General features: G+C 68.1%; 26 protein-coding genes. 11 read left to right on the top strand and 15 right to left on the bottom strand.

Features of this window, described 5'->3' with window-relative positions; all coding sequences use genetic code 11:
- Positions 1-40 precede the first annotated feature (40 nt).
- From aprA to DFQ59_RS08430, 4 genes are all read right to left on the bottom strand, one after another.
- Complete coding sequence (aprA, locus tag DFQ59_RS08415; protein WP_114279258.1) at positions 41-2,053, bottom strand: adenylyl-sulfate reductase subunit alpha; 2,013 nt, start codon at positions 2,051-2,053, stop codon at positions 41-43.
- A gap of 34 nt (positions 2,054-2,087) precedes the next feature.
- On the bottom strand, positions 2,088-2,555 hold the full coding sequence (gene aprB, locus DFQ59_RS08420) for an adenylyl-sulfate reductase subunit beta (RefSeq protein ID WP_114279259.1): 468 nt from the start codon (positions 2,553-2,555) through the stop codon (positions 2,088-2,090).
- Positions 2,556-2,630: 75 nt separating this feature from the next.
- Positions 2,631-3,848 carry a sulfate adenylyltransferase gene (sat, locus tag DFQ59_RS08425; RefSeq protein WP_114279260.1) on the bottom strand — a complete coding sequence of 406 codons (1,218 nt, stop codon included), beginning with the start codon at positions 3,846-3,848 and terminating at the stop codon, positions 2,631-2,633.
- 369 nt (positions 3,849-4,217) lie between these two features.
- Positions 4,218-4,976: a Nif3-like dinuclear metal center hexameric protein gene (locus tag DFQ59_RS08430; protein WP_114279261.1), complete on the bottom strand. Its 759-nt coding sequence runs from the start codon at positions 4,974-4,976 to the stop codon at positions 4,218-4,220.
- A gap of 251 nt (positions 4,977-5,227) precedes the next feature.
- Here DFQ59_RS08430 and DFQ59_RS08435 point away from each other — a divergent pair, with 251 nt between their 5' ends.
- From DFQ59_RS08435 to DFQ59_RS08445, 3 genes are all read left to right on the top strand, one after another.
- Positions 5,228-6,385: a Do family serine endopeptidase gene (locus DFQ59_RS08435; protein WP_114279262.1), complete on the top strand. Its 1,158-nt coding sequence runs from the start codon at positions 5,228-5,230 to the stop codon at positions 6,383-6,385.
- Between the two features lie 374 nt (positions 6,386-6,759).
- Complete coding sequence (locus DFQ59_RS08440) at positions 6,760-7,371, top strand: class I SAM-dependent methyltransferase (protein ID WP_170142090.1); 612 nt, start codon at positions 6,760-6,762, stop codon at positions 7,369-7,371.
- Positions 7,368-8,321 carry a calcium/sodium antiporter gene (locus DFQ59_RS08445; RefSeq protein WP_114279264.1) on the top strand — a complete coding sequence of 318 codons (954 nt, stop codon included), beginning with the start codon at positions 7,368-7,370 and terminating at the stop codon, positions 8,319-8,321. Before DFQ59_RS08440 ends, DFQ59_RS08445 begins: the two co-directional genes overlap by 4 nt.
- A gap of 16 nt (positions 8,322-8,337) precedes the next feature.
- On the opposite strand, the gene DFQ59_RS08450 is transcribed toward DFQ59_RS08445, so the two are convergent.
- The 11 genes from DFQ59_RS08450 to DFQ59_RS08500 form a co-directional block, all read right to left on the bottom strand.
- Positions 8,338-8,697: a DUF2784 domain-containing protein gene (locus DFQ59_RS08450; RefSeq protein WP_114279265.1), complete on the bottom strand. Its 360-nt coding sequence runs from the start codon at positions 8,695-8,697 to the stop codon at positions 8,338-8,340.
- A gap of 175 nt (positions 8,698-8,872) precedes the next feature.
- On the bottom strand, positions 8,873-10,174 hold the full coding sequence (gene hisD, locus DFQ59_RS08455; protein WP_114279266.1) for a histidinol dehydrogenase: 1,302 nt from the start codon (positions 10,172-10,174) through the stop codon (positions 8,873-8,875).
- Between the two features lie 110 nt (positions 10,175-10,284).
- Positions 10,285-10,929 carry an ATP phosphoribosyltransferase gene (hisG, locus tag DFQ59_RS08460; RefSeq protein WP_114279267.1) on the bottom strand — a complete coding sequence of 215 codons (645 nt, stop codon included), beginning with the start codon at positions 10,927-10,929 and terminating at the stop codon, positions 10,285-10,287.
- Between the two features lie 130 nt (positions 10,930-11,059).
- Positions 11,060-12,322 (bottom strand): UDP-N-acetylglucosamine 1-carboxyvinyltransferase, encoded by a 1,263-nt coding sequence (murA, locus tag DFQ59_RS08465; protein ID WP_114279268.1) that lies wholly within the window; start codon positions 12,320-12,322, stop codon positions 11,060-11,062.
- A 203-nt stretch (positions 12,323-12,525) separates the two neighbouring features.
- Positions 12,526-12,768 (bottom strand): BolA family protein, encoded by a 243-nt coding sequence (locus DFQ59_RS08470; RefSeq protein WP_114279269.1) that lies wholly within the window; start codon positions 12,766-12,768, stop codon positions 12,526-12,528.
- Between the two features lie 318 nt (positions 12,769-13,086).
- The gene (locus DFQ59_RS19805; protein WP_170142091.1) at positions 13,087-13,386 is read right to left on the bottom strand and encodes an STAS domain-containing protein; all 300 of its coding nucleotides are present in this window, start codon (positions 13,384-13,386) and stop codon (positions 13,087-13,089) included.
- Positions 13,383-13,988 carry an MlaC/ttg2D family ABC transporter substrate-binding protein gene (locus DFQ59_RS08480; RefSeq protein WP_114279270.1) on the bottom strand — a complete coding sequence of 202 codons (606 nt, stop codon included), beginning with the start codon at positions 13,986-13,988 and terminating at the stop codon, positions 13,383-13,385. The genes DFQ59_RS19805 and DFQ59_RS08480 overlap by 4 nt, the downstream gene beginning before the upstream one ends.
- A 62-nt stretch (positions 13,989-14,050) precedes the next feature.
- The gene (mlaD, locus tag DFQ59_RS08485; protein WP_211314848.1) at positions 14,051-14,527 is read right to left on the bottom strand and encodes an outer membrane lipid asymmetry maintenance protein MlaD; all 477 of its coding nucleotides are present in this window, start codon (positions 14,525-14,527) and stop codon (positions 14,051-14,053) included.
- Positions 14,528-15,307, bottom strand: a complete 780-nt coding sequence (gene mlaE, locus DFQ59_RS08490; protein WP_211314849.1) for a lipid asymmetry maintenance ABC transporter permease subunit MlaE — start codon at positions 15,305-15,307, stop codon at positions 14,528-14,530.
- On the bottom strand, positions 15,307-16,119 hold the full coding sequence (locus DFQ59_RS08495; RefSeq protein ID WP_114279272.1) for an ATP-binding cassette domain-containing protein: 813 nt from the start codon (positions 16,117-16,119) through the stop codon (positions 15,307-15,309). The genes mlaE and DFQ59_RS08495 overlap by 1 nt, the downstream gene beginning before the upstream one ends.
- 119 nt (positions 16,120-16,238) lie before the next feature.
- Entirely contained in the window at positions 16,239-16,835 is a 597-nt protein-coding gene (locus tag DFQ59_RS08500; protein ID WP_114279273.1) for a DUF72 domain-containing protein, read from the bottom strand.
- 264 nt (positions 16,836-17,099) lie between these two features.
- Between DFQ59_RS08500 and DFQ59_RS08505 the strand changes: the two genes are divergently transcribed.
- The 8 genes from DFQ59_RS08505 (at position 17,100) to hpf (ending at position 23,792) form a co-directional block, all read left to right on the top strand.
- Complete coding sequence (locus tag DFQ59_RS08505; RefSeq protein WP_114279274.1) at positions 17,100-18,065, top strand: calcium/sodium antiporter; 966 nt, start codon at positions 17,100-17,102, stop codon at positions 18,063-18,065.
- 58 nt (positions 18,066-18,123) lie between these two features.
- A complete protein-coding gene (locus DFQ59_RS08510; RefSeq protein ID WP_281268239.1) occupies positions 18,124-19,128 on the top strand; it encodes a KpsF/GutQ family sugar-phosphate isomerase in 1,005 nt (334 codons plus the stop codon).
- A gap of 124 nt (positions 19,129-19,252) precedes the next feature.
- Positions 19,253-19,774: a 3-deoxy-manno-octulosonate-8-phosphatase KdsC gene (gene kdsC, locus DFQ59_RS08515; RefSeq protein WP_114279275.1), complete on the top strand. Its 522-nt coding sequence runs from the start codon at positions 19,253-19,255 to the stop codon at positions 19,772-19,774.
- A gap of 7 nt (positions 19,775-19,781) precedes the next feature.
- Positions 19,782-20,387, top strand: a complete 606-nt coding sequence (gene lptC, locus DFQ59_RS08520; protein WP_114279276.1) for an LPS export ABC transporter periplasmic protein LptC — start codon at positions 19,782-19,784, stop codon at positions 20,385-20,387.
- A 250-nt stretch (positions 20,388-20,637) separates the two neighbouring features.
- Positions 20,638-21,153, top strand: coding sequence for a lipopolysaccharide transport periplasmic protein LptA (gene lptA / locus DFQ59_RS08525; RefSeq protein WP_170142092.1), 516 nt, complete (start codon positions 20,638-20,640; stop codon positions 21,151-21,153).
- Complete coding sequence (gene lptB / locus DFQ59_RS08530; RefSeq protein ID WP_114279278.1) at positions 21,150-21,875, top strand: LPS export ABC transporter ATP-binding protein; 726 nt, start codon at positions 21,150-21,152, stop codon at positions 21,873-21,875. The genes lptA and lptB overlap by 4 nt, the downstream gene beginning before the upstream one ends.
- 136 nt (positions 21,876-22,011) lie before the next feature.
- The gene (locus tag DFQ59_RS08535) at positions 22,012-23,463 is read left to right on the top strand and encodes an RNA polymerase factor sigma-54 (protein WP_114279279.1); all 1,452 of its coding nucleotides are present in this window, start codon (positions 22,012-22,014) and stop codon (positions 23,461-23,463) included.
- Between the two features lie 17 nt (positions 23,464-23,480).
- A complete protein-coding gene (gene hpf / locus DFQ59_RS08540) occupies positions 23,481-23,792 on the top strand; it encodes a ribosome hibernation-promoting factor, HPF/YfiA family (protein WP_114279280.1) in 312 nt (103 codons plus the stop codon).
- Positions 23,793-23,876 lie beyond the last annotated feature (84 nt).

Consider the following 23,876-nt stretch of genomic DNA (forward strand, 5'->3'; position numbering starts at 1 on the left):
GCGACACCCGGACCTCGAAGTCTAAACCGTCAAGCAGTGATTACTTGAACAGCTTGGACTTGTCCACCAGGTCGACATGGGCGCGCTTGAAGCAGGTCCACTTCTTGCTGTCCTTGTCGTAGACGGAGTTCACGAAGCACTTCCAGTTCTCCTCGTCGACGAAGTTCTTGTCGGCGCGGTAGTAGAAGCCGGGGTAACGGCTCTCCTCGCGGAACTGAATGTGCTTCATGTGGGCTTCGGCCGTCAGGATGCGGTGGTAGTTCTCCCAGGCGCGGAGCAGCTCGTGGAGATCCTTCGCACGCATCTTCGCGGCGTCTTCCTTCAGCATCTCCAGCTTCTCTTCGGCCACGGCGAGCATGTGGGCGTTGGTGGTGTAGTAGGTCGCCACACCGGCCACGTACTCGTCCATGATCTTCTGGAGGCGGAACTGCAGCATCTTCGGCGTGATGTAGTGCGGGTTCACGTCGATGGCGGTGCTGTAGTCCTTGTGCTCCATGTAGGTGCGGACCGGCTTGTAGATCTCCTCCACCAGCGCGTCCACGTCGGTGTCGAGCTCAGGCGTCCAGTCCTTGTTGTCCAGGCAGTACTGCACCATGGACTTGGCGGCCATGCGACCCTCGGCGTGGGAGCCGGAGGAGAACTTGTGGCCGGAGGCGCCCACGCCGTCACCGGCGGTGAACAGACCCTTCACGGTGGTCATGCCGCGGTAGCCCCAGCTCCAGCCCTTCGGCAGGTGCCCGGGCACGCCGTCCATCGCCTCGTCGGTGGGCGCACCCACGTCATCGGGACCGGAGGTCCAGATGCCGCAGCAGCCGGAGTGGGAGCCGAGCAGGTAGGGCTCGGTGGGCATCAGCTCGGAGTTCTTCTTCTCCGGCTCGATGTTCTCGCCCACCCAGATGCCGCACTGGCCGACGCACATGTCGAGGAAGTCTTCCCAGGCCTCGGCCTCGAGATGCTTGACCTCCTTCGGGGTCAGGGTCTCGCGCAGGTTGGCCAGGGCGGTGACGGTATCCATGTAGATGGGACCGCGACCTTCCTTCATCTCCTTCAGCATGAGATGGTTGCGCAGGCAGGAGGCGGGAACGGCGGCCTGCCCGTAGGGCGGGTAGTCGTTCAGCATCTCCTTGTTGCGGTCCATGTAGACCTCGCCGAAGGCGTTGGTGGCCTTGGCCTTGAACAGCAGGAACCAGGCGCCGACCGGGCCGTAACCGTCCTTGAAGCGGGCGGGCACGAAGCGGTTTTCCATCATGGTCAGCTCGGCGCCGGCCTCGGCGGCCATGGAGTAGGTGGAGCCGGCGTTCCAGACCGGGTACCAGGCGCGGCCGGTGCCCTCACCCACGGAGCGGGGACGGAACAGGTTGACGCAGCCACCGGCGGCCAGCAGGCAGGCCTTGAACTTGTAGACCATCACCTTGTGCTCGCGAACGGAGAAGCCCACGGCGCCGGCGATGCGGCTGGGGTCGTTCTTGTCGTTCACCAGCTTCACGATGAAGATGCGCTCCTGGATGCGGTCGGAGCCCAGGGCCTTCTTGGCGGCCTCGGCAACGATCCACTTGTAGGACTCGCCGTTGATCATGATCTGCCACTTGCCGGAGCGCACCGGCTTGCCGCCGTCCTTCAGCGCGGGGATGCCCTCGCGGATGGACTCGGCGCCGTCGTGACGCACGCCCTGGTCGTCGGTCTTCCAGATGGGCAGACCCCACTCCTCGAACAGGTGCACGGACTCGTCCACGTGGCGGCCCAGGTCGTAGGCCAGGTCGTCACGGGTGATGCCCATCAGGTCGTTGGAGACCATGCGGGCGTAGTCGGCGGGATCCTGCTCGGAGCCGATGTAGGTGTTGATGGCGGACAGGCCCTGGGCCACGGCGCCGGAGCGGTCCATGGCGGCCTTGTCAACCAGCTTGATCTTCAGGTCGACGCCGGTCGCGGCCTTGGCGGCCTCGGCCCAGCGCATGATCTCGTAACCGGCGCCGCAGCAAGCCATGCCGCCGCCGATGAGAAGGATGTCGACCTCTTCCTGGACAACTTCGGGATTACCAAATTCACCAGCCATTGTTCTTTCCTCTGATTCGTTACGTGCCCGAGCCTTACTTGCGGATCAGCTCGGCCGGGTTGCCGGCGCGATAGCCATTGCTGGCGGTGAAGAAGCCGGGCTTGGAGATGTTCTCCATCTTGGCCTCTTCCTTGCCGGCGTAAGGCTCGATGGAGCCCTCGGGCGTCGTGCGGATCGGGAACTTGAAGCGCTTCATGGTGCCGTTGCGGAACTTGATGGTCCACATGATGGAATCGGAACCACGCAGCGGCTGCACGGAGCCACCCAGCGGTACGATATCGGCGTAGTGACGTGCCTCGATGGCATTCTGCGGGCAAATCTTCACGCAGGAGTAGCACTCCCAGCACTGCTCGGGCTCCTGGTTGAAGGCCTTCATCGCGTGACCGGTCTCGGACCCGTCCTTGTCGAGCTTCATCAGGTCGTGCGGGCAGATGTACATGCAAGCAGTCTTGTCCTGACCCTTGCAGCCATCGCATTTGTCAGTACGAACAAACGTAGGCATTGTCGTTCTCCATTTCTACCGCGGTAAAGAATGGCCGCCCGTCTGGCAGATCAGGCGGCACACTTTGAAAAGCCGTTACTTGGCAGAGTGGCCGGTCAGCTTGACCTCCACTTTCTCGTCGTCCTTCAGACTTCTGTAGTACTCCTGCAGGATGCTGACCACCTCGGGGCGGCTGAATTCCGCCGGCGGGTCCTCACCCTCGGAGAGCATCTTGCGCAGCTTGGTGCCCGAGAGCAGCAGGCGGTCGCCCGCCTCGTGGGGGCAGGTCTTCATGGAGGCCATGCCGCCGCACTTGTAGCACCAGAAGGTCCAGTCGATCTTGAGCGGCTTGGTCTCCAGCGCGTCCTTCGGGATCTGGTCGAAGATGTGATGCGCGTCGAAGGGGCCGTAGTAGTCGCCCACGCCGGCATGGTCGCGGCCGACGATGAGGTGGGAGCAGCCGTAGTTCTGGCGGAACAGGGCGTGCAGCAGCGCCTCGCGCGGACCGGCATAGCGCATGTCCAGCGGGTAGCCCGCCTGCATCACCGTGTTCTTGACGAAGTAGTTGTCGATGAGCGATCCGATGGCGTCGGATCGCACCTCGGCCGGAATGTCACCGGGCTTGAGCTTGCCGAGCAGGGAGTGGATCAGCAGACCATCGCAGATCTCCACGGCGATCTTGGCCAGGTACTCGTGGGAGCGGTGCATCGGGTTGCGGGTCTGGAAGGCGGCGATGGTGCTCCAGCCGCGCTTCTGGAATTCCGCCCGCGTCTCCGCCGGGGTCATGAACTGATCGCCGTACTTCTCGGGGAAGCCGCCGAGGGAGAGCACCTTCACCGGGCCGGCCAGGTTGATCTCGCCCTGGGCCTTGACCATCTTGACGCCGGGATGATCCTCGTCGGTGGTCTTGTACACCATCATGCACTCGTGGGCCTTGTCGATGGTGTACTTCTCGGTCACCTTCATGGTGGCCAGGATCTCGTCGCGCTCGGCGTCGTAGAGCGCCACATCCTGGCCCTCCTTGATGCTGTTCGAGGTATCGAGATCGGTGGAGAGGGTGATGGGGATGGGCCAGAACAGGCCGTTGGCCATCTTCATCCCGTCACAGACCCCCTGCCAGTCGGCATGGGTCATGAAGCCCTCGAGCGGGGTGAACCCGCCGATGCCCATCATGATGAGGTCGCCCGCCTCGCGGGAAGAGATACGGATCTGAGGCAGAGACTGGGCCCGGGCCTTCTCGGCCTCCAGCGCTTCGCCTTCGAGCAGCAGCGGCTTGAGCTCGCCACCACCGTGAGGATTCACCAGCTTTGACATGTATCCGCCCTTCTTCTGGTTGTACCGAGGGTGTCCTTTCAATCCCCAAAACCGGGCGCTTTCCACCCCCGGCCGGACGCAGGTGCCCTACCATATACCTTTGCCCCAGCGTGTCAAAACAGATTTCTCTTCGCACGCCATAAGGCTCGCTTATCTTAGACTGAGACTAATAAGCGAAACCGGGGGGTAACACCCGGATGGATAGGCGGGGTTAATGGTGGGGGCAAGGATCTAGTGTACTGCACCACTCTTGGAGGCACATTCAGCGAGTCGCCGGGCGGTCAGATCCAAGGCGCGCTTGCGCAGGAAGGGCAGGCGCCGCAACCGGCCGGAAACGCATGCGCACTCACGCACTCACGCACTCACCCATCACACCGGATTGTCGATGTCGATGAAGCGGTGCTCGATGCCGAAGCGCTCGGCCAGGTGCTCGCCCAGGGCCTGGACGCCATAGCGCTCGGTGGCGTGGTGACCCGCGGCGAAATAGTGGATGCCGAGCTCCCGGGCCTCGTGGACGGTCCGCTCCGAAACCTCTCCGCTGATGTACGCGTCCAGCCGCAGGGCCGCGGCCTGCTCCAGGTAGTCCTGGGCGGCGCCGGTGCACCAGCCCACCCGGTAGACGCGGTCGCCGCCGCCCGCCACGTGCAGGGGTGCCCGGCCGAGACGCTCGGCCAGGAAGTCGGTGAAGACCCCGGGCGCCAGCGGCTCGCTGAGCGAGCCGTACATGGCGATGCCCGAATCGGGCCCCGGCCCGAAGCCGCCCTCGACGCTCAGATCCAGCTCGGCGGCCAGCCGCGCGTTGTTGCCGTAGACCGGGTGGGCGTCCAGGGGCAGGTGGTAGGCGATGAGGCTCAGGTCCGCGCCGAGCAGGCTCCGCAGCCGACGGCGCCTCATCCCGCTCACCACCGGGCTCTCGCCGCGCCAGAAATAGCCGTGGTGGACCAGCAGGGCATCGGCCCCGGCCTCCTGCGCCGCCTCGATGAAGGCCTGGCAGGCGGTGACCCCGGTCACCAGGCGCTCCACGCGCTCCCGCCCCTCCACCTGGAGTCCGTTGGGAGCGTAGTCCTGGAACCGCTCCACCTGGAGCAGCCCGTCCGCATAGCCCACCAGTTCGTACAGACCGGCCATCACAACCTCCTCGCAGGGCGCCACACCTGGCAGCCTGTCGGACTTGAGACTAATCTACTGCGCCGGCGGGACAGCGGTCCATATGGAGCCGATTTTTCGTTACATAGACCCACTATGCGCCTCAAAATCGACTCCATCTGTCCTCGCTCTCCCACTCGGCCCGCTACGATCGCTCAAGTCCGACAGGCTGCTAGTTATTATGTATCGTGTAAAATTGCCATGACAGTCGCCCCGGCACGGACTCCCACCCAATGAACGCGAGAAAGCTCGTCACCTTCGTCATGCAGGCCGTCACCGTCGGCATCGTCGCCGCCACGGTCCTGCTGATCTTCAAGCCCGAGCTGTTCGCGCCCTACAGCCGGGTGGTGGAGTTCCGCGAAGCGATCCCCTCCCTGCCCCTGAGCCGCCAGGAAGGGCCCGTCTCCTATGCCGATGCGGTCGCCCAGGCCGCCTCCTCGGTCGTCAACATCTATACCAGCAAGCGGGTCACCAGCCAGCCCCATCCGCTGCTCGACGATCCCCTGTTCCAGCGCTTCTTCGGCGATCGCTTCGACCAGCCGCGCCAGCGCCTGGAAACCAGCCTGGGCTCGGGCGTCATCGTCAGCCCCCGCGGCCATGTCCTCACCAACAACCATGTGATCGAGGGCGCCGAGGAGATCCTGGTGGCCCTGCACGACGGGCGCAGCGTCGACGCCACCGTGGTGGGCAGCGATCCGGAGACCGATCTGGCGGTCCTGCGCATCGAGCTGCCCGCCCTGCCGAGCCTGGTGATCGGCCGCTCCGACGAGTTGCGGGTCGGCGACGTGGTCCTGGCCATCGGCAACCCCTTCGGCGTGGGCCAGACGGTCACCATGGGCATCGTCAGCGCCACCGGCCGCAGCCAGCTCGGCATCAACACCTTCGAGGACTTCATCCAGACCGACGCGGCCATCAATCCCGGCAACTCCGGCGGCGCCCTCATCAACGCCCGCGGCGAGCTGGTGGGCATCAACACCGCCATCTACTCCCGCTCCGGCGGCTCCCAGGGCATCGGCTTCGCCATTCCCATGGGCATCGCGAAGGACGTGCTGACCCAGATCGTGGAGCACGGCCGGGTGGCCCGCGGCTGGCTGGGCGTGGAGATCCAGGACCTGACCCCGGAGCTGGCGGAGTCGTTCGGCCACCCGGACACCACCGGCGCGCTCATCGCCGGGGTGCTGCGCGACGGCCCCGCCCACAAGGCCGGCCTCGAGCCCGGCGACATCCTCACCGAGGTGGAAGGCCAGGCGATCACCGGGGTGCGCGAGGCGCTGAACAGCATCGCCCGCGTCCGGCCGGGGTCCCGGGTCCGGCTCAGCGGCACCCGCCAGGGGAAACCCTTTGCGCTGGAGGCGGTCGTGAGCGAGCGCCCGGCCCAGAACGGCGGCTGACGCTGAACGCCGGCGGCCATGGGCCCGCCCCGGCAGGCACACGCGCCACTGGACAGGACGACAACCCCTAATTTAGTGTAACTGCATAGTGTACTGTGCCGCTCTTGGAGGCACATTCAGCGAGCCGCCCGGAGGGAGTCCCCCGAAAGCGCCAGGACAAGGCGCAGTGCGCAGGCAATGGTTGTTCCCTTGTCAAGCGCTGCGACGCCGTCATGGCGCTTTCGGGGGACTCTGAAAGCACCTCCAAGAGTGGCGCAGTACACCAGGTCGGCCCGGGCCCGGGGTCCTTTCCGAGCAGTCCCGCCGATCCGGACTGCGGCCGCGCGAGCGGCGCCGAACACGCCCCCCGGGCGAACCGTGAGATCACCAAGCCGATGTCATCCTCCGACCTGCCCCTGTTCCTGAGCCAATGGTTGCGCGCCCCCCTGCGCATGGGGGCGCTCGTGCCCAGCGGGGGCGCCCTGGCCCGCGCCCTGGCACTCCAGGCGCTGCCCTCCCGGGACGGCCCGGTGCTGGAGCTGGGCGCCGGAACCGGGGTGGTGACCCGCGCCCTCCTCGCCCGCGGCATCGCGCCCCAGAGACTGGTGCTGGTGGAGCGGGATCCCGTCTTCTGCCGCCTGCTCCGCCAGCGGTATCCGTCGGTCCGGGTGGTACAGACCGACGCCTGCCGGCTGATCCAGTCCCTCGCCGCCCTGGGCATCCACGAGGCCGCGACCATCATCTCCGGCCTGCCCCTGCTCTCGCTGCCCTTCACCACCCAGCACCAGGTCCTGCGCCAGAGCTTCCGCCTGCTGGTTCCCAACGGCACCTTCGTCCAGTTCACCTACGGCCTCGCCTCGCCGGTCCACCCGGCGCTGCTGCGCCGGCTCGAACTGGTGGGACGGCCGGTGGCCCGGGTACTGCTGAACCTGCCTCCGGCGGTGGTGTGGCGGTATACCCAGCGCGATGCCGCCAGCCCCCCGGGGGAGACCCGAGCCGCCGCATGACAGCCTGGCTGCTGACCGCCGCCGGGCTGGTGCTGCTGTTCGCCGGCGGCGAGATGCTGGTCCGGGGCGCCGCGGGGCTGGCCCGGCGCCTGGGCGTCCCACCCCTGCTCATCGGCCTGACCGTGGTGGGGTTCGGCACCTCGGCGCCCGAACTCCTGGTCTCCCTGGAGGCCGCGCTGCGCGCCCAGCCGGATCTCGCCATGGGCAACGTGGTGGGCTCGAATATCGCCAACATCCTGCTGATTCTCGGCGTCTCCGCCCTGGTCCATCCCATCCTGGTACCGGCCACGGGCATCCGCCGCGACGCCCTGGCGGTCCTCGCCGCCACGCTGCTGCTGCCGGCCCTGGCCCTCACCGGAACCATCGCCGCCTGGCAGGGCGGCGCCATGGTGGCGCTCCTGGCGGGCTATATCGCCTGGTCCTACCGCGCCGACATCCGGGCCCGCAACGGGGGCGCCGAGCTGCATCTCCACGAGGCCGACGAGCTGGGCACCGCTCCCCTGCCGGCCTGGCGGTCCCTGCTCCACCTGGCGCTCGGGCTGGCGGGCGTCCTGCTGGGGGCGCGGCTGCTGGTGAGCGGCGCCGTGGACCTGGCCCGGGCGATGGGCGTGAGCGAGGCGGTCATCGGCCTCACCCTGGTGGCGGTGGGCACCTCGCTGCCGGAGCTTGCCACCTCGGTCATGGCCGCCCTGCGCGGCCACAACGACGTGGCGCTCGGCAACGTGCTGGGCAGCAACCTGTTCAACATCCTCGGCATCCTCGGCGTCACCGCCGCGGTGGTGCCGCTGCCCTTCAACCCGCGCCTGCTGGCCCTGGACCTGTGGGTGATGCTCGCCGCCACACTGGCGATGCTGGCCCTGTTCCTGGGCGGCCGGGGCCTGTCCCGGATCGGCGGCGTGGTCTTCCTGCTCCTTTACGCCGGCTACACGGGGTGGCTGTTCGCTGCCTGAGGCCGTGCAGCGATATTCAACGCCAACGCCGGGCCACGGCGAGGTAGATGGCGACGTTGACGAGGAGCACCAACCCGGCCAGCGCGAACTGGATCTCCCGGGTCAGGCCCGCGGGGTAGATGAGGGGCAGGAGATAGTGCTCCACGAAGCCGCCGCCATAGCCGGCCTCCCCGGCCCGGGCGCGCAGGGCGTTCTCCAGCGGGGTGAGCGGGCAGATCCAGCCGCCCAGCTCGATGGCCGCGGCCCAGGCCGCCGCCGGCAGGTGCACCCACGCCACCCGCAGCCAGCGCAGGGCGAGCAGCCCGCCCAGCACCGCGAACAGGATGAACGCCAGGTGCAGCAGCACGGTGAAGTCCGCCAGCAGACGCGCGATCATGGCACGGGGTGTTGGTGAGTCAGTGTGTGTAGTGATGGGTGATGGGTGGTGGGTGATGGGTGGTGGGTGGTGGGTGGTGGGTGGTGGGTTTTGAGGATGGGACGATCCGCATCACGCATTCACGCATTCACGCATTCACGCATTCACGCACTCACGCACTCACGCACTCACGCACTCACGATTTGATCCGGTACTCCGCCGAGCGGGCGTGGGCGGTGAGGCCCTCGCCGCGGGCGAACACGGAGGCGATCCGGCCCAGGGTGGTGGCGCCCTCGGGCGAGCACATGATGAGCGAGGAGCGCTTCTGGAAGTCGTAGACCCCCAGCGGCGAGGAGAAGCGCGCCGTGCGCGAGGTGGGCAGCACATGGTTGGGCCCGGCGCAGTAGTCGCCCACCGCCTCGGCGGTGTAGCGGCCCATGAAGATGGCGCCGGCATGGCGGATCCTGCCCGCCATGGCCTCGGGGTCATCCACCGACAGCTCCAGGTGCTCCGGGGCGATGAAGTTGGCCACCGTCACCGCCTCGTCGAGATCCCGCACCTTGACCAGCGCAGCGCGGGCGCCGAGGGACTTCTCGATGATGGCCTTGCGCTCCATCTCCGGCAGCAGGCGCGCCACGCTGGCGGCCACCGCCTCCAGGAACTCCCCGTCGGGGGTGACCAGGATCGGCTGGGCGTCCTCGTCATGCTCGGCCTGGGAGAAGAGATCCATGGCCACCCAGTCGGGATCGGTCTTGCCGTCGCAGACCACCAGGATCTCGGAGGGGCCGGCGATCATGTCGATGCCGACGGTGCCGTAGACCATGCCCTTGGCGGTGGCCACGTAGATGTTGCCGGGGCCCACGATCTTGTCCACCCGCGGCACCGTCTCGGTGCCATAGGCCAGGGCGGCGACCGCCTGGGCTCCGCCGAGGGCGAAGACCCGGTCCACCTCGCACAGCTCGGCTGCGGCCAGCACCAGCGGGTTCACCTCGCCGTCGGGGGTGGGCACCACCATGATGAGCTCCGGCACGCCGGCCACCTTGGCCGGAATGGCGTTCATCAGCACCGACGAGGGGTAGGCGGCCTTGCCGCCGGGGACGTAGAGGCCGACCCGGTCCAGGGCGGTGATCTGCTGGCCCAGCAGCGTGCCGTCGGCCTCGCGATAGCTCCACGACTCCTGCTTCTGGCGGGCGTGGTAGGCCTTCAGGCGCGCCACGGAGACCTCCAGCGCCTCGCGCTGGTCGGCGGGCAGGCCCGCGAGGGCCGCCTGCAGGCGGGCGCGGGGGATCTCCAGCTCGGCCATGGCCGTGGCGCTCATGCGGTCGAACCGGTTGGTGTACTCCAGCAGCGCCGCGTCGCCCTCGCGGCGGACCCGGTGGAGAATCTCGCGCACCGTGGTGGTCACCCGCTCGTCGGACACCGACTCCCAGGCCAGCAGGCCCTCGAGCCGCTCCCAGAAGTCCACCGCGGTCGTATCCAGTCTCGTGATCTCAGCCATGGTCTGCTCCCAGTTGGAGTGCTTCTGCCACAGGGGACACAGAGGTCGCCAGACCTCCCGGCACCCTGCGAAAACCCGTTTCCGACCGCCCCTGCGGCCTCCGTGCGCCTCTACTTGCCGCCGGCGGCGGCCACCGCCTCGGCGAGGCGCTGGATGAAGGCCTTCACCCGGGCGTGCTTCATCTTCATGGAGGCCTTGTTCACCACCAGCCGCGAGCTGATGTCGGCGATGTGCTCCAGCGGCACCAGCCCGTTGGCCTTGAGGGTGTTGCCCGTGTCCACCAGGTCCACGATGAGGTCCGCCAGCCCGACCAGCGGCGCCAGCTCCATGGAACCGTAGAGCTTGATCACCTCCACCTGCTCGCCGCGGGCGGCGTAGTAGCGCCGGGTGGTGTTCACGTACTTGGTGGCGATGCGCAGCCGTCGGCGCGGGGCCCGTCCCTCCCGGGGACCGGCCACCATCATGCGGCAGCGGGCGATGTCCAGGTCCAGCGGCTCGTAGAGCCCGTCGCCGTCGTGCTCCATGAGCACGTCCTTCCCGGCCACGCCCAGGTCCGCCGCGCCGTACTCCACGTAGGTGGGGACATCCGCGGCGCGGATGATCACCAGCTTCACCTCCGGCAGGTTGGTGTCCAGGATCAGCTTGCGGCTGGTCTCCGGATCATCCACCGGGTGGATGCCGGCGTGGGCCAGCAGCGGCAGGGTGTCCTTGAAGATGCGCCCCTTGGAGAGGGCGATGGTCAGTGTGTCGGTCATGATGTCGTCGGCCGGTTTGTCAGCGCCATGGGGCCCGGGGCGTGGCGAACGGGACGCAGCAGCCCGGGCTGCCCCGTCACCGCGGCCCTGCGCCCGGCACGCCGTCTCCCGCGTGCTCCGTGACCGGCTCCTATGCCGGCACGCGGCGGATGCGGGCGCCCAGCTGGGCCAGCTTCTCCTCGATGCACTCGTAGCCGCGATCGATGTGGTAGATACGGTCCACGATGGTATCGCCGTCGGCCACCAGGCCGGCCAGCACCAGGCTGGCGGAGGCACGGAGATCCGTGGCCATCACCGGTGCGCCGGTCAGCTTTTCCACCCCGATGCAGATGGCCGTGTTGCCCTCCAGGCGGATGTCCGCGCCCATGCGCTGCAGCTCCTGCACGTGCATGAAGCGGTTCTCGAACACGCTCTCGCGGATGGTCCCGGTCCCCTCGGCGACGGAGTCCAGCGCGGTGAACTGGGCCTGCATGTCGGTGGGGAAGGCCGGGTAGGGGGCCGTGCGCACGTCCACGGCCCGGGGGCGGTTGCCCTTCATGTCCAGCTCGATCCAGTCGGGGCCGGTGTCGATCTCCGCCCCCGCCTCCTCGAGCTTCACCAGCACCGAGTCGATGATCTCGGGACGGGTATCCTTCAGCCGCACCCGGCCGCCGGTGATGGCGCCCGCCACCAGGTAGGTGCCGGTCTCGATGCGGTCGGGGAGCACGTTGTAGCGGCACCCCTCCAGCCGCTCCACACCGTGGATGGTGATGGTATCGGTGCCGGCGCCCTCGATCCCGGCGCCCATGGCGATGAGGCAGTTGGCCAGGTCCTCCACCTCGGGCTCGCGGGCCGCATTCTCGATGACCGTCGTGCCGCGCGCCAGGGCCGCGGCCATCATCAGGTTCTCGGTGCCGGTCACCGTCACGTTGTCGAGGAACAGGTGGGCCCCCTTGAGGCGGCCGTTCACGTGGGCGCGGATGTAGCCGTTCTCCACCCGGACCTCGGCCCCCATGGCCTCCAGCCCCTGCAGGTGCAGGTTCACGGGCCGGGATCCGATGGCGCAGCCGCCGGGCAGGGAGACCTCCGCCCGGCCGAAGCGGGCCAGCAGCGGGCCCAGCACCAGGATGGAGGCGCGCATGGTCTTCACCAGCTCGTAGGGCGCGCTGAAGTTGTCGACGCTGCTGGTGTTGGCCTCGATGCTCATGCGCTCGTCCACCATCAGCTCCACGCCCATGCCGCCGAGCAGCTCCATGGTGGTGGTGACATCCTGGAGGTGAGGCACGTTGCCGATGGTGACGGGACCGTCGGCCAGCAGGGTGGCGGCGAGAATGGGCAGCACCGAGTTCTTGGCGCCGGAGATGCGGATGGTGCCGTCCAGGGGAACGCCACCAGTGATAATCAGCTTGTCCATGAAGTCTCGTACGTAAATCCGGCTCGCGCGGCACCCCGACCGGGAACTGCGGTCACAACCATCGGTTTCGGATGCGGCCGGGGCCGCTCCACCAGTTACCGCTCCGGGCCCTGGCATGCGCCCGGAGCAATCAAAATGGGGCAGCCACAGCCCCGGGGGCTGTTGCGCTGCCCCGCCCGGTCCGCATCTGCCGGCCGGACGACTCAGTCGCCCTGCGCCGCCTCCGCCGAGGTGGCGGTCTTCAGGCTGAGGGCATGGATGGTGCCGTTGGTGATGCGATCACCGAGGGTGGCAAAGACCATCCGCTGCCGCTCCAGGGAGCGCTTGCCCTCGAAATCGTCACACACGACCGTGGCCTCGAAGTGGCTCCCGTCGCCGGTGACCCGGGCAGCGCTGCCCGGGAGGCCGGCCTCGATCAGGCGTTTGATTTCCGCGGGATCGAACATGGTTTTCTCCTGTCTTGCTGCACGCGCTATGTCCGCGCGTTTCATTATTTCCGGGAACCGGCCGCCTTCACCGCGCCCGGCTCGCCCATGACAAGGGACGGATCATATAGGAAACAGCCGTCGCGGCGAAACCTCGCACCCCAGGCCGGGACACCTCATCCTGGAAGTCACGCGGGGCGGGGCGGGAGGGGAGGCCGTGGCAGCCCCGGCCCGCCCGGCTCTTCCCGCCCCATCGGGCCAGGAAAACGGCGCCTGCCGCGAGCCCCGGGAGCGTCCTCCCCGCCTGGGGCGGGAGCCGCCGCAGCGCGGCCCGGGGCCTCAGGCCAGCCCGAGGATCTCCTCCAGGCCGCTGATCCGGGCAATGGAGAGCAGCTGTTCCGGCACGCCGGTGAAGGCGAGCGTCCGCCCCTGGCGGCGCCCCTCGCGGACCCACTCCACCAGCAGCGCCAGCCCCGCGCTGTCCACCCGGCTGACCCCGGACAGGTCCAGCGTCAGCGTCCCGCCGCCGGAGAAGAGCCGGCGCCCCGACTCCAGGACCTCCGGAACCGTGGCGAAGCCCAGTTCGCCCTGGAGCCGGAAGGAGCCGTCCGCGGCCTGTTCGAGGGTGAGGTTGTTCACTTGCCGCCGTGGTTGCGCTGCTGCAGGTTCGCGATCAGGCCGTCGATGCCGGATTTGCGAATCTCGTTGGCGAAGCTGGCGCGGTAGTTGGTCACCAGGCTGATATTGTCGATGACCACGTCGTAGACCTTCCAGCCGTTGTCCGCCCGGTACAGGCTGTAGTTGATGGGAATGGGGTAGCCGCCGGGCTGCTGCACCTCGGTGCGCACCAGCACGTCCCCGTCCGTCTCGCTGCCGCGCATGGGCAGGTAGGCGATCTTCTGGTCCGTGTACTCCCACAGCGCCTTGCTGTAGGTGCGCACCAGCATGGTCTGGAACTCGTGGGCGAAGCGCCCGCGCTGATCCGCGTCGGCCTGGCGCCAGTACTTGCCCAGCACCAGCCGGGACATGCGATCGAAGTCGAAGTGGGGCAGGACCACGGCATCCACCAGCGCGTAGAGCTTCCGGGGTTCGGCCTGGTAGGCCTCCCGGTTCTGCTTGAAGGTGCCCAGGATGCGATCGGCGGTGTCCCGCACCAGCTCGGTGGGCCCCATGGAGGCCTGGGCCGTCGCGCCGCCGAGCAGCAGCAGCGCGGCGGCAAGCCAGTGAATCACGGTTCTCATTGTTATTGCTCCGTCGACAAGTCAGATTCGGTCATGCATTGGACCGCGGGAGGCGGGCGATGTTACTCCGTGGCCGTGCTCTCCTGGGCCTTGCTGAACAGGAACTGTCCCACGATCTGCTCCAGCACCAGCGCGGACTGGGTGAGCTTGATCTCGTCACCGTCCTTCAGGAAGCGCAAATCGCCGCCCGGATCGAGCCCGACGTACTGCTCGCCGAGCAGGCCCGCGGTGAGGATGCTCGCCGAGGTGTCGGCCGGCAGCTTGTCGTACTGGGGATCGATGTTCATGGTGACCACGGCCTGGTAGGCCTCGTTGTCGAAGCCGATGCCCGATACCCGGCCGACCAGCACGCCGGACATGCGCACCGGCGAGCGTACGGTGAGCCCCCCGATGTTGTCGAAATGGGCGCTGACGGTATAGCCGTTCTCCGCCTTGAAGGTGCTGAGATTGCTCACCTTCATCGCCAGCATGAACAGGGCGGCGAGGCCCGCGGCCACGAACACACCGACGCCGATCTCCACCGTTCTCGTATGCAGCATTTACACGCCTCCGAACATGAGTGCCGTGAGGACGAAGTCCAGGCCCAGCACCGCCAGGGCCGTATGCACCACGGTGCGGGTGGTGGCACGGCTCACCCCCTCCGAGGTGGGCACCGCGTCATAGCCCTCGAACAGGGCGATCCAGGTGGCCACGAAACCGAACACGGCGCTCTTGATCACGCCGTTGATGATGTCCTCGTAGAAATCCACTTTCGCCGTCATCTGCGACCAGAAGGCGCCGTCGTCCACGCCCAGCAGGCCGACACCGACGAACCAGCCCCCGAACACGCCCACGGCGCTGAAGATGGCCGCCAGCAGGGGCATGGAGATGAACCCGGCCAGGAACCGCGGGGCGATCACCCGGCGCAGCGGGTCCACGGCCATCATCTCCATCCCGGCCAGCTGCTCGGTGGCCTTCATCAGCCCGATCTCGGCGGTCAGCGCCGAGCCGGCCCGGCCGGCGAACAGCAGCGCGGTGACCACCGGCCCCAGCTCGCGCACCAGGGACAGGGCCACCACCACGCTCAGCGCCTCCTCGGAGCCGAAATCCACCAGGGTATTGTAACCCTGCAGGCCAAGCACCATGCCCACGAACAGGCCGGAGACGGTGATGATGAGCAGCGACAGCACGCCCACCGAATAGACCTGCTGGATGACCAGGCGGAGGCGGAGCAGCAGGCCCGGCGTCCCCATCAGCACGTAGAGCAGGAACAGGTGGCCCCGGCCGAGGCGCTCGAACATGCCCAGGGCCCAGCGGCCCAGGTTCTGGAGGGTGTCCATCAGCGTACCGATCCCAGCAGGTCGTCGGCGAAATCGGGCGCCGGGTAGTGGAACGGCACCGGGCCGTCGGGCTCGCCGTGCATGAACTGGTTCACCCAGGGCGAACGCTCCCGGTCCAGCGCCGCCGGGGTCCCGTGAGCCACCACCTTGCCGCCGGAGATGAGATAGATGTAGTCGGCGATGCCGGCGGTCTCGGCCACGTCATGGGAGACCACGACGCTGGTCAGCCCCAGGGCGTCGTTGAGCAGCCGGATCAGCTTCACCAGCACCCCCATGGACATGGGGTCCTGTCCCGTGAACGGCTCGTCGTACATGATCATCATCGGGTCCAGGGCGATGGCGCGCGCCAGCGCCACGCGCCGGGCCATGCCCCCGGAGAGCTCGCTCGGCATGAGATCGCGGGCGCCCCGCAGCCCCACCGCCTCCAGCTTCATCAGCACCAGGTCGCGGATCAGCACCTCGCCCAGGCGGGTGTGCTCGCGCAGGGGAAAGGCGACGTTGTCGAACACCGGCAGGTCGGTGAGCAGCGCCCCGCTCTGGAACAGCATGCCCATGCGCTTGCGCAGCTCGAAGAGCTGATCGCGGCGCAGGCGCGGCACCTCCTGGCCGTCCACCCGGATGGACCCCGAGCGGGGGCGCAGCTGGCCGCCGATGAGGCGCAGCAGGGTGGTCTTCCCGGTGCCGCTCGGCCCCATGATGGCCGTGACCTTGCCGCGGCGCAGGTCGAGGTCGACCCCGTCGAAGATCATCCGGTCGCCGCGGGCGAAACTCAGCCCCCGGATCTCCACCAGATTTTCGCTGTCCTTGCCCATGCCGAACCGGAGCGCCCCGCTGCAGAGTTCTGAAAGCGCCGAAACCCTCGGCGCGGAAGCAAAAAAGTCGGGAAATCATAACCGATCGATGCAGCACCTGAAAGCGACCGGGTCCCGCTTCAGCCCATGAGTTCCGCCAGCCCGCGCAGACGGCCGAGCACCCCCGCGGGCGGCGGCGAGCCGGCCACCACCAGCACCCCCTCCCCGGCCCCCGCCGCGGCGGCGAATCCCCGCAGCAGCGCCCCGAGCTCCGGCGCCGCCAGATCAGGCGCCGGTTCGCACCAGCCGAGCCCGGCCGCCGCCGCGCCGGGCCAGGGCCGGTCCGGGCGCCAGCACGGGCGCAGGCCGAGCGCCGCGGCCTCCTCCGCCGCCCCCAGCCACCAGGCCGGCACCGCCGCCGGCAGGCCCGCCACGCCCCGTGGGGCGCCGGGCGGCACGAGGAAGCCGCCCAGCCGCTCGCCCAGCCCCATGCAGCGCGCCGCCACCTCCCCCCCGGCCTCCAGGGGCAGCTCCACCAGGAAGCGGAACGCGGGCGCGGTCTCGCCGGCCCAGTGGGCCAGCTCCCGCCCGCTGGCGGCCACGGCCAGCGGCGCCGGCACCACCACCGCCGGGAACGCGTTGGCATAGTAGGCCAGCCGCCACTCCTCGGGCAGGTCCGCAGGATAATAGCCGCCCTCCCAGCCCGGATGGTCCCAGCCGTAAGCCGCAATGCGCATGCCCGCCTCCCCGAGGTTGCAATACCAGGCCCAGTCACATTCTAATGTTTCTGATGTGCTGTGCGCCCCGGAACCCTGGTAGCGTGCCCCAACATCTATAAATCTCTCGCCAGGAACGCCAGGTAAACAAAGGATTAATGGTCTTAATACTGCAGCGGCCCTCGTACGAGACGATGCTTGATGCTCCATTCATGAGGTCTCGATCATTTTGAACCTTGGCGCTCTTGGCGTCCTGGCGGGAAACGTCCGGGCCAGCTTCATGTCATGACCCTTTCAATCCTCGCCGTCATCGCCGGATTCGTCCTGCTCGTCCTGGCCGGCGATCGCTTCGTCACCGGGGCCGCCGCCCTGGCCCGGAACCTGGGGGTCCCGCCCCTGCTCATCGGCCTGACCATCGTCGCCTTCGGCACCTCGGCCCCGGAGATGGCCGTTTCCGCCACCGCCGCCTGGGTTGGCAACCCGGGGCTCGCCATCGGCAACGCCATCGGCTCCAACATCGCCAACATCGGCCTGGTGCTGGGCATCACGGCCCTCGTCCAGCCCCTGCACGTCCACTCCAACACCCTGCGCCGCGAGTTCCCGGTCCTGTTCGCCATCACGCTGCTCACCCTGGCGCTGCTGCTCGACGGCGAGCTGGGCCGGTTCGACGGCGCGGTGCTCATCGCCGGGCTGGGGCTGGTGATCTACTGGATGGTGAGCATCGGCCGCGCCAGCCGGATCTCCGATCCGATGACCGCCGAATACGCCGAGGAGGTCCCCCGGGGCATGCCCACCGCCACCGCCCTGCTCTGGCTCGCCCTCGGGCTGGTGCTGCTGCCGCTGAGTTCGCGCCTGCTGGTGTGGGGCGCGGTGAACATCGCCAGCGGATTCGGCGTCAGCGATCACGTGGTGGGCCTGACCGTGGTGGCCATCGGCACCAGCCTGCCGGAGCTGGCCGCCTCCGTGGCGGGCGCGCTGAAACGCGAGCACGACATCGCGCTGGGCAACATTCTCGGCTCCAACATGTGGAACCTGCTGGCGGTGCTGGGGCTGCCCGGGCTGATCCGGCCCACCCTCCTGGAACCGGCGGTCATGACCCGCGACTTCCCGGTTATGTTAATCTTCACAGTTGCCCTGTTCGCCATGGCCTACGGCTTCCGCGACGGCAGCCGCCTCACCCGCTTCGAGGGCGGCCTGCTGCTCGGGGGCTTTGCCGGCTACATGGCCACGCTGGTCCTGACCGCGGCATGAGCGTCCGCAGGACCGGCATGCCGCGAACCGTGAACCGCCACCCAGACCCGGAGAGCCCGTGAGCACCGCCGTGACCCCCCCTTCCGCCGAGACCGAGGATCGGCGCCTGATCGAACTGGGACTGGCCGTCATCCGGGCCGAAACCGCCGCGCTGGAGGATCTCGCCGGGCGCATCGACGGGAACTTCGCGCAGGCCTGCCGCTACCTGCTCGGCTGCACCGGCCGGATCGTGGTCATCGGCATGGGCAAGTCCGGCCACATCGGAAGCAAGATCGCCGCCACCCTGGCCAGCACCGGCAGCCCCGCCTTCTTCGTCCACCCGGGCGAGGCCAGCCACGGCGACCTGGGCATGATCACCCCCCAGGACGTGGTGCTGGCCCTGTCCAACTCCGGCGAGACCGAGGAGATACTCACCATCCTGCCGCTCATCAAGCGCCAGGGGGTGCCGCTGATCACCCTCACCGGCAATCCGGCCTCCACCCTGGCGCGCAACGCGGAGGTGAACCTGCACGTGGGCGTGGCCCAGGAGGCCTGCCCCCTGGGTCTCGCCCCCACCTCGAGCACCACCGCGGCGCTGGCCATGGGCGACGCGCTGGCGGTGGCGCTGCTCGAGGCGCGCGGCTTCACCGCCGAGGATTTCGCCCGATCCCACCCCGGCGGGCGGCTGGGTCGGCGGCTGCTGCTGCTCATCGGCGACATCATGCACACCGGCGACAGCCTGCCCATGGTGCCCGAGCAGGCCCTGCTCAGCGACGCCCTGCTGGTGATGACCCGCCAGGGGCTGGGCATGACCGTGGTGGTGAACGAGGCCCGCGAGGTGCTCGGGGTGTTCACCGACGGCGACCTGCGCCGGGCGCTGGACCGCGGGGTGGATGTGCACGCCACCGACATCGGCGCGGTCATGACCCGCAACTGCGCCACCGTCTCCCCCGACACCCTCGCCGCCGAGGCCCTGCACCTCATGGAAACGAAGAAAATCAACGCCCTGCCGGTAGTGGACGGGGGCGGCCGGCTGGTGGGCGCCTTCAACATGCACGATCTCCTGCGCGCCGGGGTGGTGTGATGGCAGGTGCCGGGGAACGGGAGGCGATGCACACTCCCGCCCGCCGGAACCCCCGCCTTTATCCTTTATTCATTAACCTTTATCCATTGACCCTTAACCCTCTACCCTCAAACCAATAACCGCCATGCAAGACATCCTGCAACGCGCCGCCCGCACCCGCCTGGTCATCTTCGATGTGGACGGGGTGCTGACCGACGGCAGCCTCTACCTCGACGACAACGGCATGGAGTACAAGGCCTTCAACTCCCGCGACGGACACGGCATGAAGCTGCTGCGCCAGACCGGGGTGGAGATCGCCATCATCAGCGGCCGCTCCTCGGGGGTGGTGAAGGAACGCATGGAGAGCCTCGGCATCCACCACGTCTACCAGGGGCGGGAGGACAAGCTCAACGCCCTGGGCGAACTGCTCGACCGGCTGGACACCCCCCTGGAGGAGGTGGCCTACGTGGGGGACGATGTCATCGACCTGCCGGTGATGCGGCGGGTGGGGCTGGCGGTGGCCGTGGCCGATGCCCACCCCTTCGTCTGCAAGCACGCCCACTGGCAGACCCCGAGCCCGGGCGGCCGCGGGGCCGCGCGCGAGGTGTGCGAACTGATCATGGAAGCCCAGGGCACCCTGCAGGCGATTCTCGAGGCCTACCTCTGAGGCCCCCATGCCCCGGTTCCCCATGCCCCGGTTCCCCCTGCCCCGCCTCAGCCCCACCACCGCAGGCCTTCTCGTCCTCGGCCTGCTCGCGGGGCTGAGCAGCCTGTTCGCCTATCGCTACGAACCCTGGTGGCCGACCCGGACGGACGTGCAGCGCCACGATCCCGACTACTGGTTCGAGGGCTTCTCCGCGGTGCGCATGAACCTCGAGGGGGTGCCCATCCAGCGCCTGACCGGCAAGCGCCTGCAGCACTATCCCGACGATGACAGCACGGAGCTGGAGACGGCCCGGCTGGTGCACTACCCCCAACAGGGTGCGCCCTGGGTGGTGACCGCCGAGCGGGCACGGGTCACCGAGGACGGCGCACTGGTGTTTCTCCCCGGGCAGGTCCTGGCCGAGCAGGCGCCCACCGCCGCCGATCCCGGCCTGACCCTGCGCACCCACGACCTGCGCGTCCTGGTGGAGCAGGAGTACCTGGAGACCGACCGCGAGGTTTCCATCACCCGCGGGGGTGATATGATCAACGCAACCGGCATGCGGGCCTTCCTGCGGGAGGAGAGGCTGCTGCTACAGTCCAAGGTGAAGGCCACCCATGAACCGAACCGCCGTTAGTGTACTGCTTCACTCTTGGAGGCACGTTCAGCGAGTTGCTGGCCGGTTAGCTGCAAGGCGCGCTCTCGCAGGAATGGCAGGGTCCTTTCAAGAGAGCGCAACGCCGCAGATGGCCGGCCAGCGGCTCGCCCGAAGGGAGCCCCCCGAAAGCACCATGACCGCGTTGCGGTGCTTGACAAGGACCGGGCCATTGCCTGCGCACCGCGCCTTGTCCTGGCACTTTCGGGGGGCTCTGAATGTACCGCCAAGAGTGAAGCAGTACACCAGTGTACTGCTGCTGCTCCTCGCCCTGCCGGGGGCGGCCCTGGCCCTGTCCGGCGACAGCGACAAGCCCATCAGCCTCGAGGCCGACCAGGCGGAGCTGAACGAGGCCACGGGCGTCAGCACCTATACCGGGCGGGTGGTCCTGACCCAGGGCAGCATCGAGCTGCACGCCGACCGGCTGGTGGTCCACGCCGCCGGCGGCGAGCTGTCCCAGATTACCGCCACCGGCAACCCGGTGCGTTTCCGCCAGCGCCCCGAGGGCCGGAACAAGGACGTGACCGCCGAGGCGAAGAAGCTGGAATACCAGGGCAAGAGCCGCATGCTGGTGCTCATCGGCGAGGCGAAGGTGACCCAGGGGCGCAATACGTTCAGCGGGCAGCGTATTGAATATGACCTGCAGCGCGAGTCGGTGCTGGCCACCGGCGGCAGCGGCGAGGGCGGCAAGCCGGGCCGGGTGCAGATGACCATCGTCCCCTCCAGGGGCGGCGACAGCAAGCAATGAGCGTCCTGGAAACCCGCGGGCTGGGCAAACGCTACGGCGCCCGCGAGGTGGTCCGCGATGTCTCCCTGCGGGTGGAGAGCGGCGAGGTGGTGGGCCTGCTGGGCCCGAACGGCGCCGGCAAGACCACCTGCTTCTACATGATCGTGGGCCTGGTGCGCTGCGACAGCGGCGCCATCACCATGGATGGAGCCGACCTGACCCGGGAGCCCATGCACATTCGCGCCCGGCGCGGCATCGGCTACCTGCCCCAGGAAGCCTCGGTATTCCGCAAGCTCACCGTCGAGCAGAACATCATGGCCATCCTGGAGCTGCGCCGGGATCTCACGCCCGGCAAGCGCCGGCGGCTCGCCGACAGCCTCATGCACGAGTTCCACGTGGGCCATCTCCACGACAATCTCGGCATCAGCCTCTCCGGCGGCGAGCGGCGGCGGGTGGAGATTGCCCGGGCGCTGGCGACCGAGCCCCGCTTCATCCTGCTGGACGAGCCCTTCGCCGGCGTGGACCCCCTCTCGGTACTCGATATCCAGCGCATCATCAGCCACCTGCGCGACCGCGGCATCGGGATCCTGATTACCGACCACAACGTCCGCGAGACCCTCGGCATCTGCGACCGCGCCTACATCATGAGCAACGGCAACGGCATCGCCCACGGCACGCCGGCCGAAATCCTCGACAACAGCCAGGTCCGGGACGTCTACCTGGGCCACGAGTTCCGCCTGTGACTTCCCGCCTCCCCGGTCGCGGGGATACCCGCGCGGCCCGTGCCCCTATCTGCACGGCATGTTATTTGCGTTACAATCCGGACATAACGACAACGGATACCGGATATCCGTTTACGCCTAGACGACGACGCGCCGTATGAAACCCTCCATTCAGCTCCGGCTGAGCCAGCAACTCACCATGACGCCGCAGCTGCAGCAGGCCATCAAGCTGCTGCAGCTCTCAGCGCTCGACCTGCAGATGGAGGTCCAGGAGGCGCTGGAGACCAATCCCATGCTGGAGCTGGCGGAGGACGAGGTCGAAGCGTCGGGTGAGGCGGAGGCGCCATCGACGTCGGGCAGCGAGGCCGAGGACCGCGACCTCGACCTCGAGCGCAACGACGCGGACATTCCCGCGGACCTCCCGGTGGACAGCGCCTGGGACGACATCTACGACGTGCCCAGCAGCAATTCCGGGCCCGACGAGGGTGACGAGCAGGAGTTCGCCAATGTCAGCCATGGGGGCGAGTCGCTCCAGGAGCACCTCCTCTGGCAGGCCAGCCTCGCCCATTTCAACGACCGCGACCTGGAACTGGCCCGGCTGCTCATCGACGCCATCGACGAACGCGGCTACCTCGGCGCCACGCTGGAGGAGCTCCTGGCCAGCCTCGACCCCGAGTTCGAGGTGGAGCTCGACGAGCTGGAGGCGGTCCTGCACCGCATCCAGACCTTCGACCCCCTCGGGGTGGGCGCCCGCAACCTGGGCGAATGCCTGTCCCTGCAGCTGCGCCAGCTGCCCGCCGCCACGCCCTGGCGCAGCGAGGCGCTGAACCTGGTGGAAAACCACCTGGAACTGCTGGGCTCCCGCGACTACGCCCAGGTCCAGCGGCGGATGAAGATCAGCGAGGACGAGCTGCGCGAGGTCATCCAGCTGATCCAGACCCTCAACCCCCGCCCCGGCAACGAGGTGGGCGGCGAGGAGCCCCAGTACGTGGTGCCGGATGTCACCGTGCGCAAGCACCGGGGCAGCTGGCTGGTGGAGCTCAACCCGGAGGCCTCCCCGCGACTGCGCGTGAACCCCAGCTACGCCGCCCTCGTGCGCCGGGCCGACAACAGCCAGGACAACAACTTCCTGCGCACCCAGTTGCAGGAGGCGCGCTGGTTCCTGAAGAGCATCCAGAGCCGCAACGAGACCCTGCTGAAGGTGGCCACCTGCATCGTGGAGCACCAGCGCGGCTTCCTGGAGCACGGCGAGGAGGCCATGAAGCCCCTCGTCCTGCACGACATCGCCGAAGCGGTGGAGATGCACGAGTCCACCATCTCCCGGGTCACCACCCAGAAGTACATGCTCACCCCCCGTGGTATCTTTGAGCTGAAATACTTCTTCTCCAGCCACGTCAGTACGGCGAGCGGAGGCGAGGCCTCCTCCACGGCGATCCGGGCGCTCATCAAGAAGCTCATCGCCGCCGAGCACCCGTCCAAGCCGCTCAGCGACAGCAAGATCGCAAAAATCCTGTCTGATCAGGGAGTCAATGTGGCACGCAGGACCATCGCAAAGTACCGCGAGGTCATGGCGATACCGCCATCAAACGAAAGAAAGCGCCTGCTATAAGGCTTAAGGAGTCAGCTATGCAGACCAACATCACCGGTCATCACGTCGACATCACCCCGGCACTGCGCGACTATGTGAACTCGAAGCTGGAGAAGGTCGAACGCCATTTCGACAACATCACCAACGTGCACGTGATCCTGGGCGTGGAGAAGCTGCGGCAGAAAGCCGAGGCCACCATCCATCTGAGCGGGGCCGAACTGTACGCCGACGCCGAGCACGATGACATGTACGCGGCCATCGATGCCCTGGTGGACAAGCTCGACCGGCAGGTGAAGAAGCACAAGGAAAAGTCCCAGGCTCACAACCACGAGAGCGCCAAGCGCGCCTGAGCCCGGAACCGGGGAGGGCTGACGGGGCCGGCGGCCCCGTCAGCCCCGTCCCGGACTCGAACCCACGACAACCGCGGCGGACCC

This window comes from Thioalbus denitrificans (genome assembly GCF_003337735.1).
Lineage (GTDB): Bacteria > Pseudomonadota > Gammaproteobacteria > DSM-26407 > DSM-26407 > Thioalbus > Thioalbus denitrificans.

What these genes read in the sequence shown, in the direction of transcription:
- aprA (WP_114279258.1), bottom strand. Translation starts at nt 2,053, where the DNA reads ATGGCTGGTGAATTTGGTAATCCCGAAGTTGTCCAGGAAGAGGTCGAC.
- aprB (WP_114279259.1), bottom strand. Translation starts at nt 2,555, where the DNA reads ATGCCTACGTTTGTTCGTACTGACAAATGCGATGGCTGCAAGGGTCAG.
- sat (WP_114279260.1), bottom strand. Translation starts at nt 3,848, where the DNA reads ATGTCAAAGCTGGTGAATCCTCACGGTGGTGGCGAGCTCAAGCCGCTG.
- DFQ59_RS08430 (WP_114279261.1), bottom strand. Translation starts at nt 4,976, where the DNA reads ATGGCCGGTCTGTACGAACTGGTGGGCTATGCGGACGGGCTGCTCCAG.
- DFQ59_RS08435 (WP_114279262.1), top strand. Translation starts at nt 5,228, where the DNA reads ATGAACGCGAGAAAGCTCGTCACCTTCGTCATGCAGGCCGTCACCGTC.
- DFQ59_RS08440 (WP_170142090.1), top strand. Translation starts at nt 6,760, where the DNA reads ATGTCATCCTCCGACCTGCCCCTGTTCCTGAGCCAATGGTTGCGCGCC.
- DFQ59_RS08445 (WP_114279264.1), top strand. Translation starts at nt 7,368, where the DNA reads ATGACAGCCTGGCTGCTGACCGCCGCCGGGCTGGTGCTGCTGTTCGCC.
- DFQ59_RS08450 (WP_114279265.1), bottom strand. Translation starts at nt 8,697, where the DNA reads ATGATCGCGCGTCTGCTGGCGGACTTCACCGTGCTGCTGCACCTGGCG.
- hisD (WP_114279266.1), bottom strand. Translation starts at nt 10,174, where the DNA reads ATGGCTGAGATCACGAGACTGGATACGACCGCGGTGGACTTCTGGGAG.
- hisG (WP_114279267.1), bottom strand. Translation starts at nt 10,929, where the DNA reads ATGACCGACACACTGACCATCGCCCTCTCCAAGGGGCGCATCTTCAAG.
- murA (WP_114279268.1), bottom strand. Translation starts at nt 12,322, where the DNA reads ATGGACAAGCTGATTATCACTGGTGGCGTTCCCCTGGACGGCACCATC.
- DFQ59_RS08470 (WP_114279269.1), bottom strand. Translation starts at nt 12,768, where the DNA reads ATGTTCGATCCCGCGGAAATCAAACGCCTGATCGAGGCCGGCCTCCCG.
- DFQ59_RS08480 (WP_114279270.1), bottom strand. Translation starts at nt 13,988, where the DNA reads ATGAGAACCGTGATTCACTGGCTTGCCGCCGCGCTGCTGCTGCTCGGC.
- mlaD (WP_211314848.1), bottom strand. Translation starts at nt 14,527, where the DNA reads ATGCTGCATACGAGAACGGTGGAGATCGGCGTCGGTGTGTTCGTGGCC.
- mlaE (WP_211314849.1), bottom strand. Translation starts at nt 15,307, where the DNA reads ATGGACACCCTCCAGAACCTGGGCCGCTGGGCCCTGGGCATGTTCGAG.
- DFQ59_RS08495 (WP_114279272.1), bottom strand. Translation starts at nt 16,119, where the DNA reads ATGGGCAAGGACAGCGAAAATCTGGTGGAGATCCGGGGGCTGAGTTTC.
- DFQ59_RS08500 (WP_114279273.1), bottom strand. Translation starts at nt 16,835, where the DNA reads ATGCGCATTGCGGCTTACGGCTGGGACCATCCGGGCTGGGAGGGCGGC.
- DFQ59_RS08505 (WP_114279274.1), top strand. Translation starts at nt 17,100, where the DNA reads ATGACCCTTTCAATCCTCGCCGTCATCGCCGGATTCGTCCTGCTCGTC.
- kdsC (WP_114279275.1), top strand. Translation starts at nt 19,253, where the DNA reads ATGCAAGACATCCTGCAACGCGCCGCCCGCACCCGCCTGGTCATCTTC.
- lptC (WP_114279276.1), top strand. Translation starts at nt 19,782, where the DNA reads ATGCCCCGGTTCCCCATGCCCCGGTTCCCCCTGCCCCGCCTCAGCCCC.
- lptB (WP_114279278.1), top strand. Translation starts at nt 21,150, where the DNA reads ATGAGCGTCCTGGAAACCCGCGGGCTGGGCAAACGCTACGGCGCCCGC.
- DFQ59_RS08535 (WP_114279279.1), top strand. Translation starts at nt 22,012, where the DNA reads ATGAAACCCTCCATTCAGCTCCGGCTGAGCCAGCAACTCACCATGACG.
- hpf (WP_114279280.1), top strand. Translation starts at nt 23,481, where the DNA reads ATGCAGACCAACATCACCGGTCATCACGTCGACATCACCCCGGCACTG.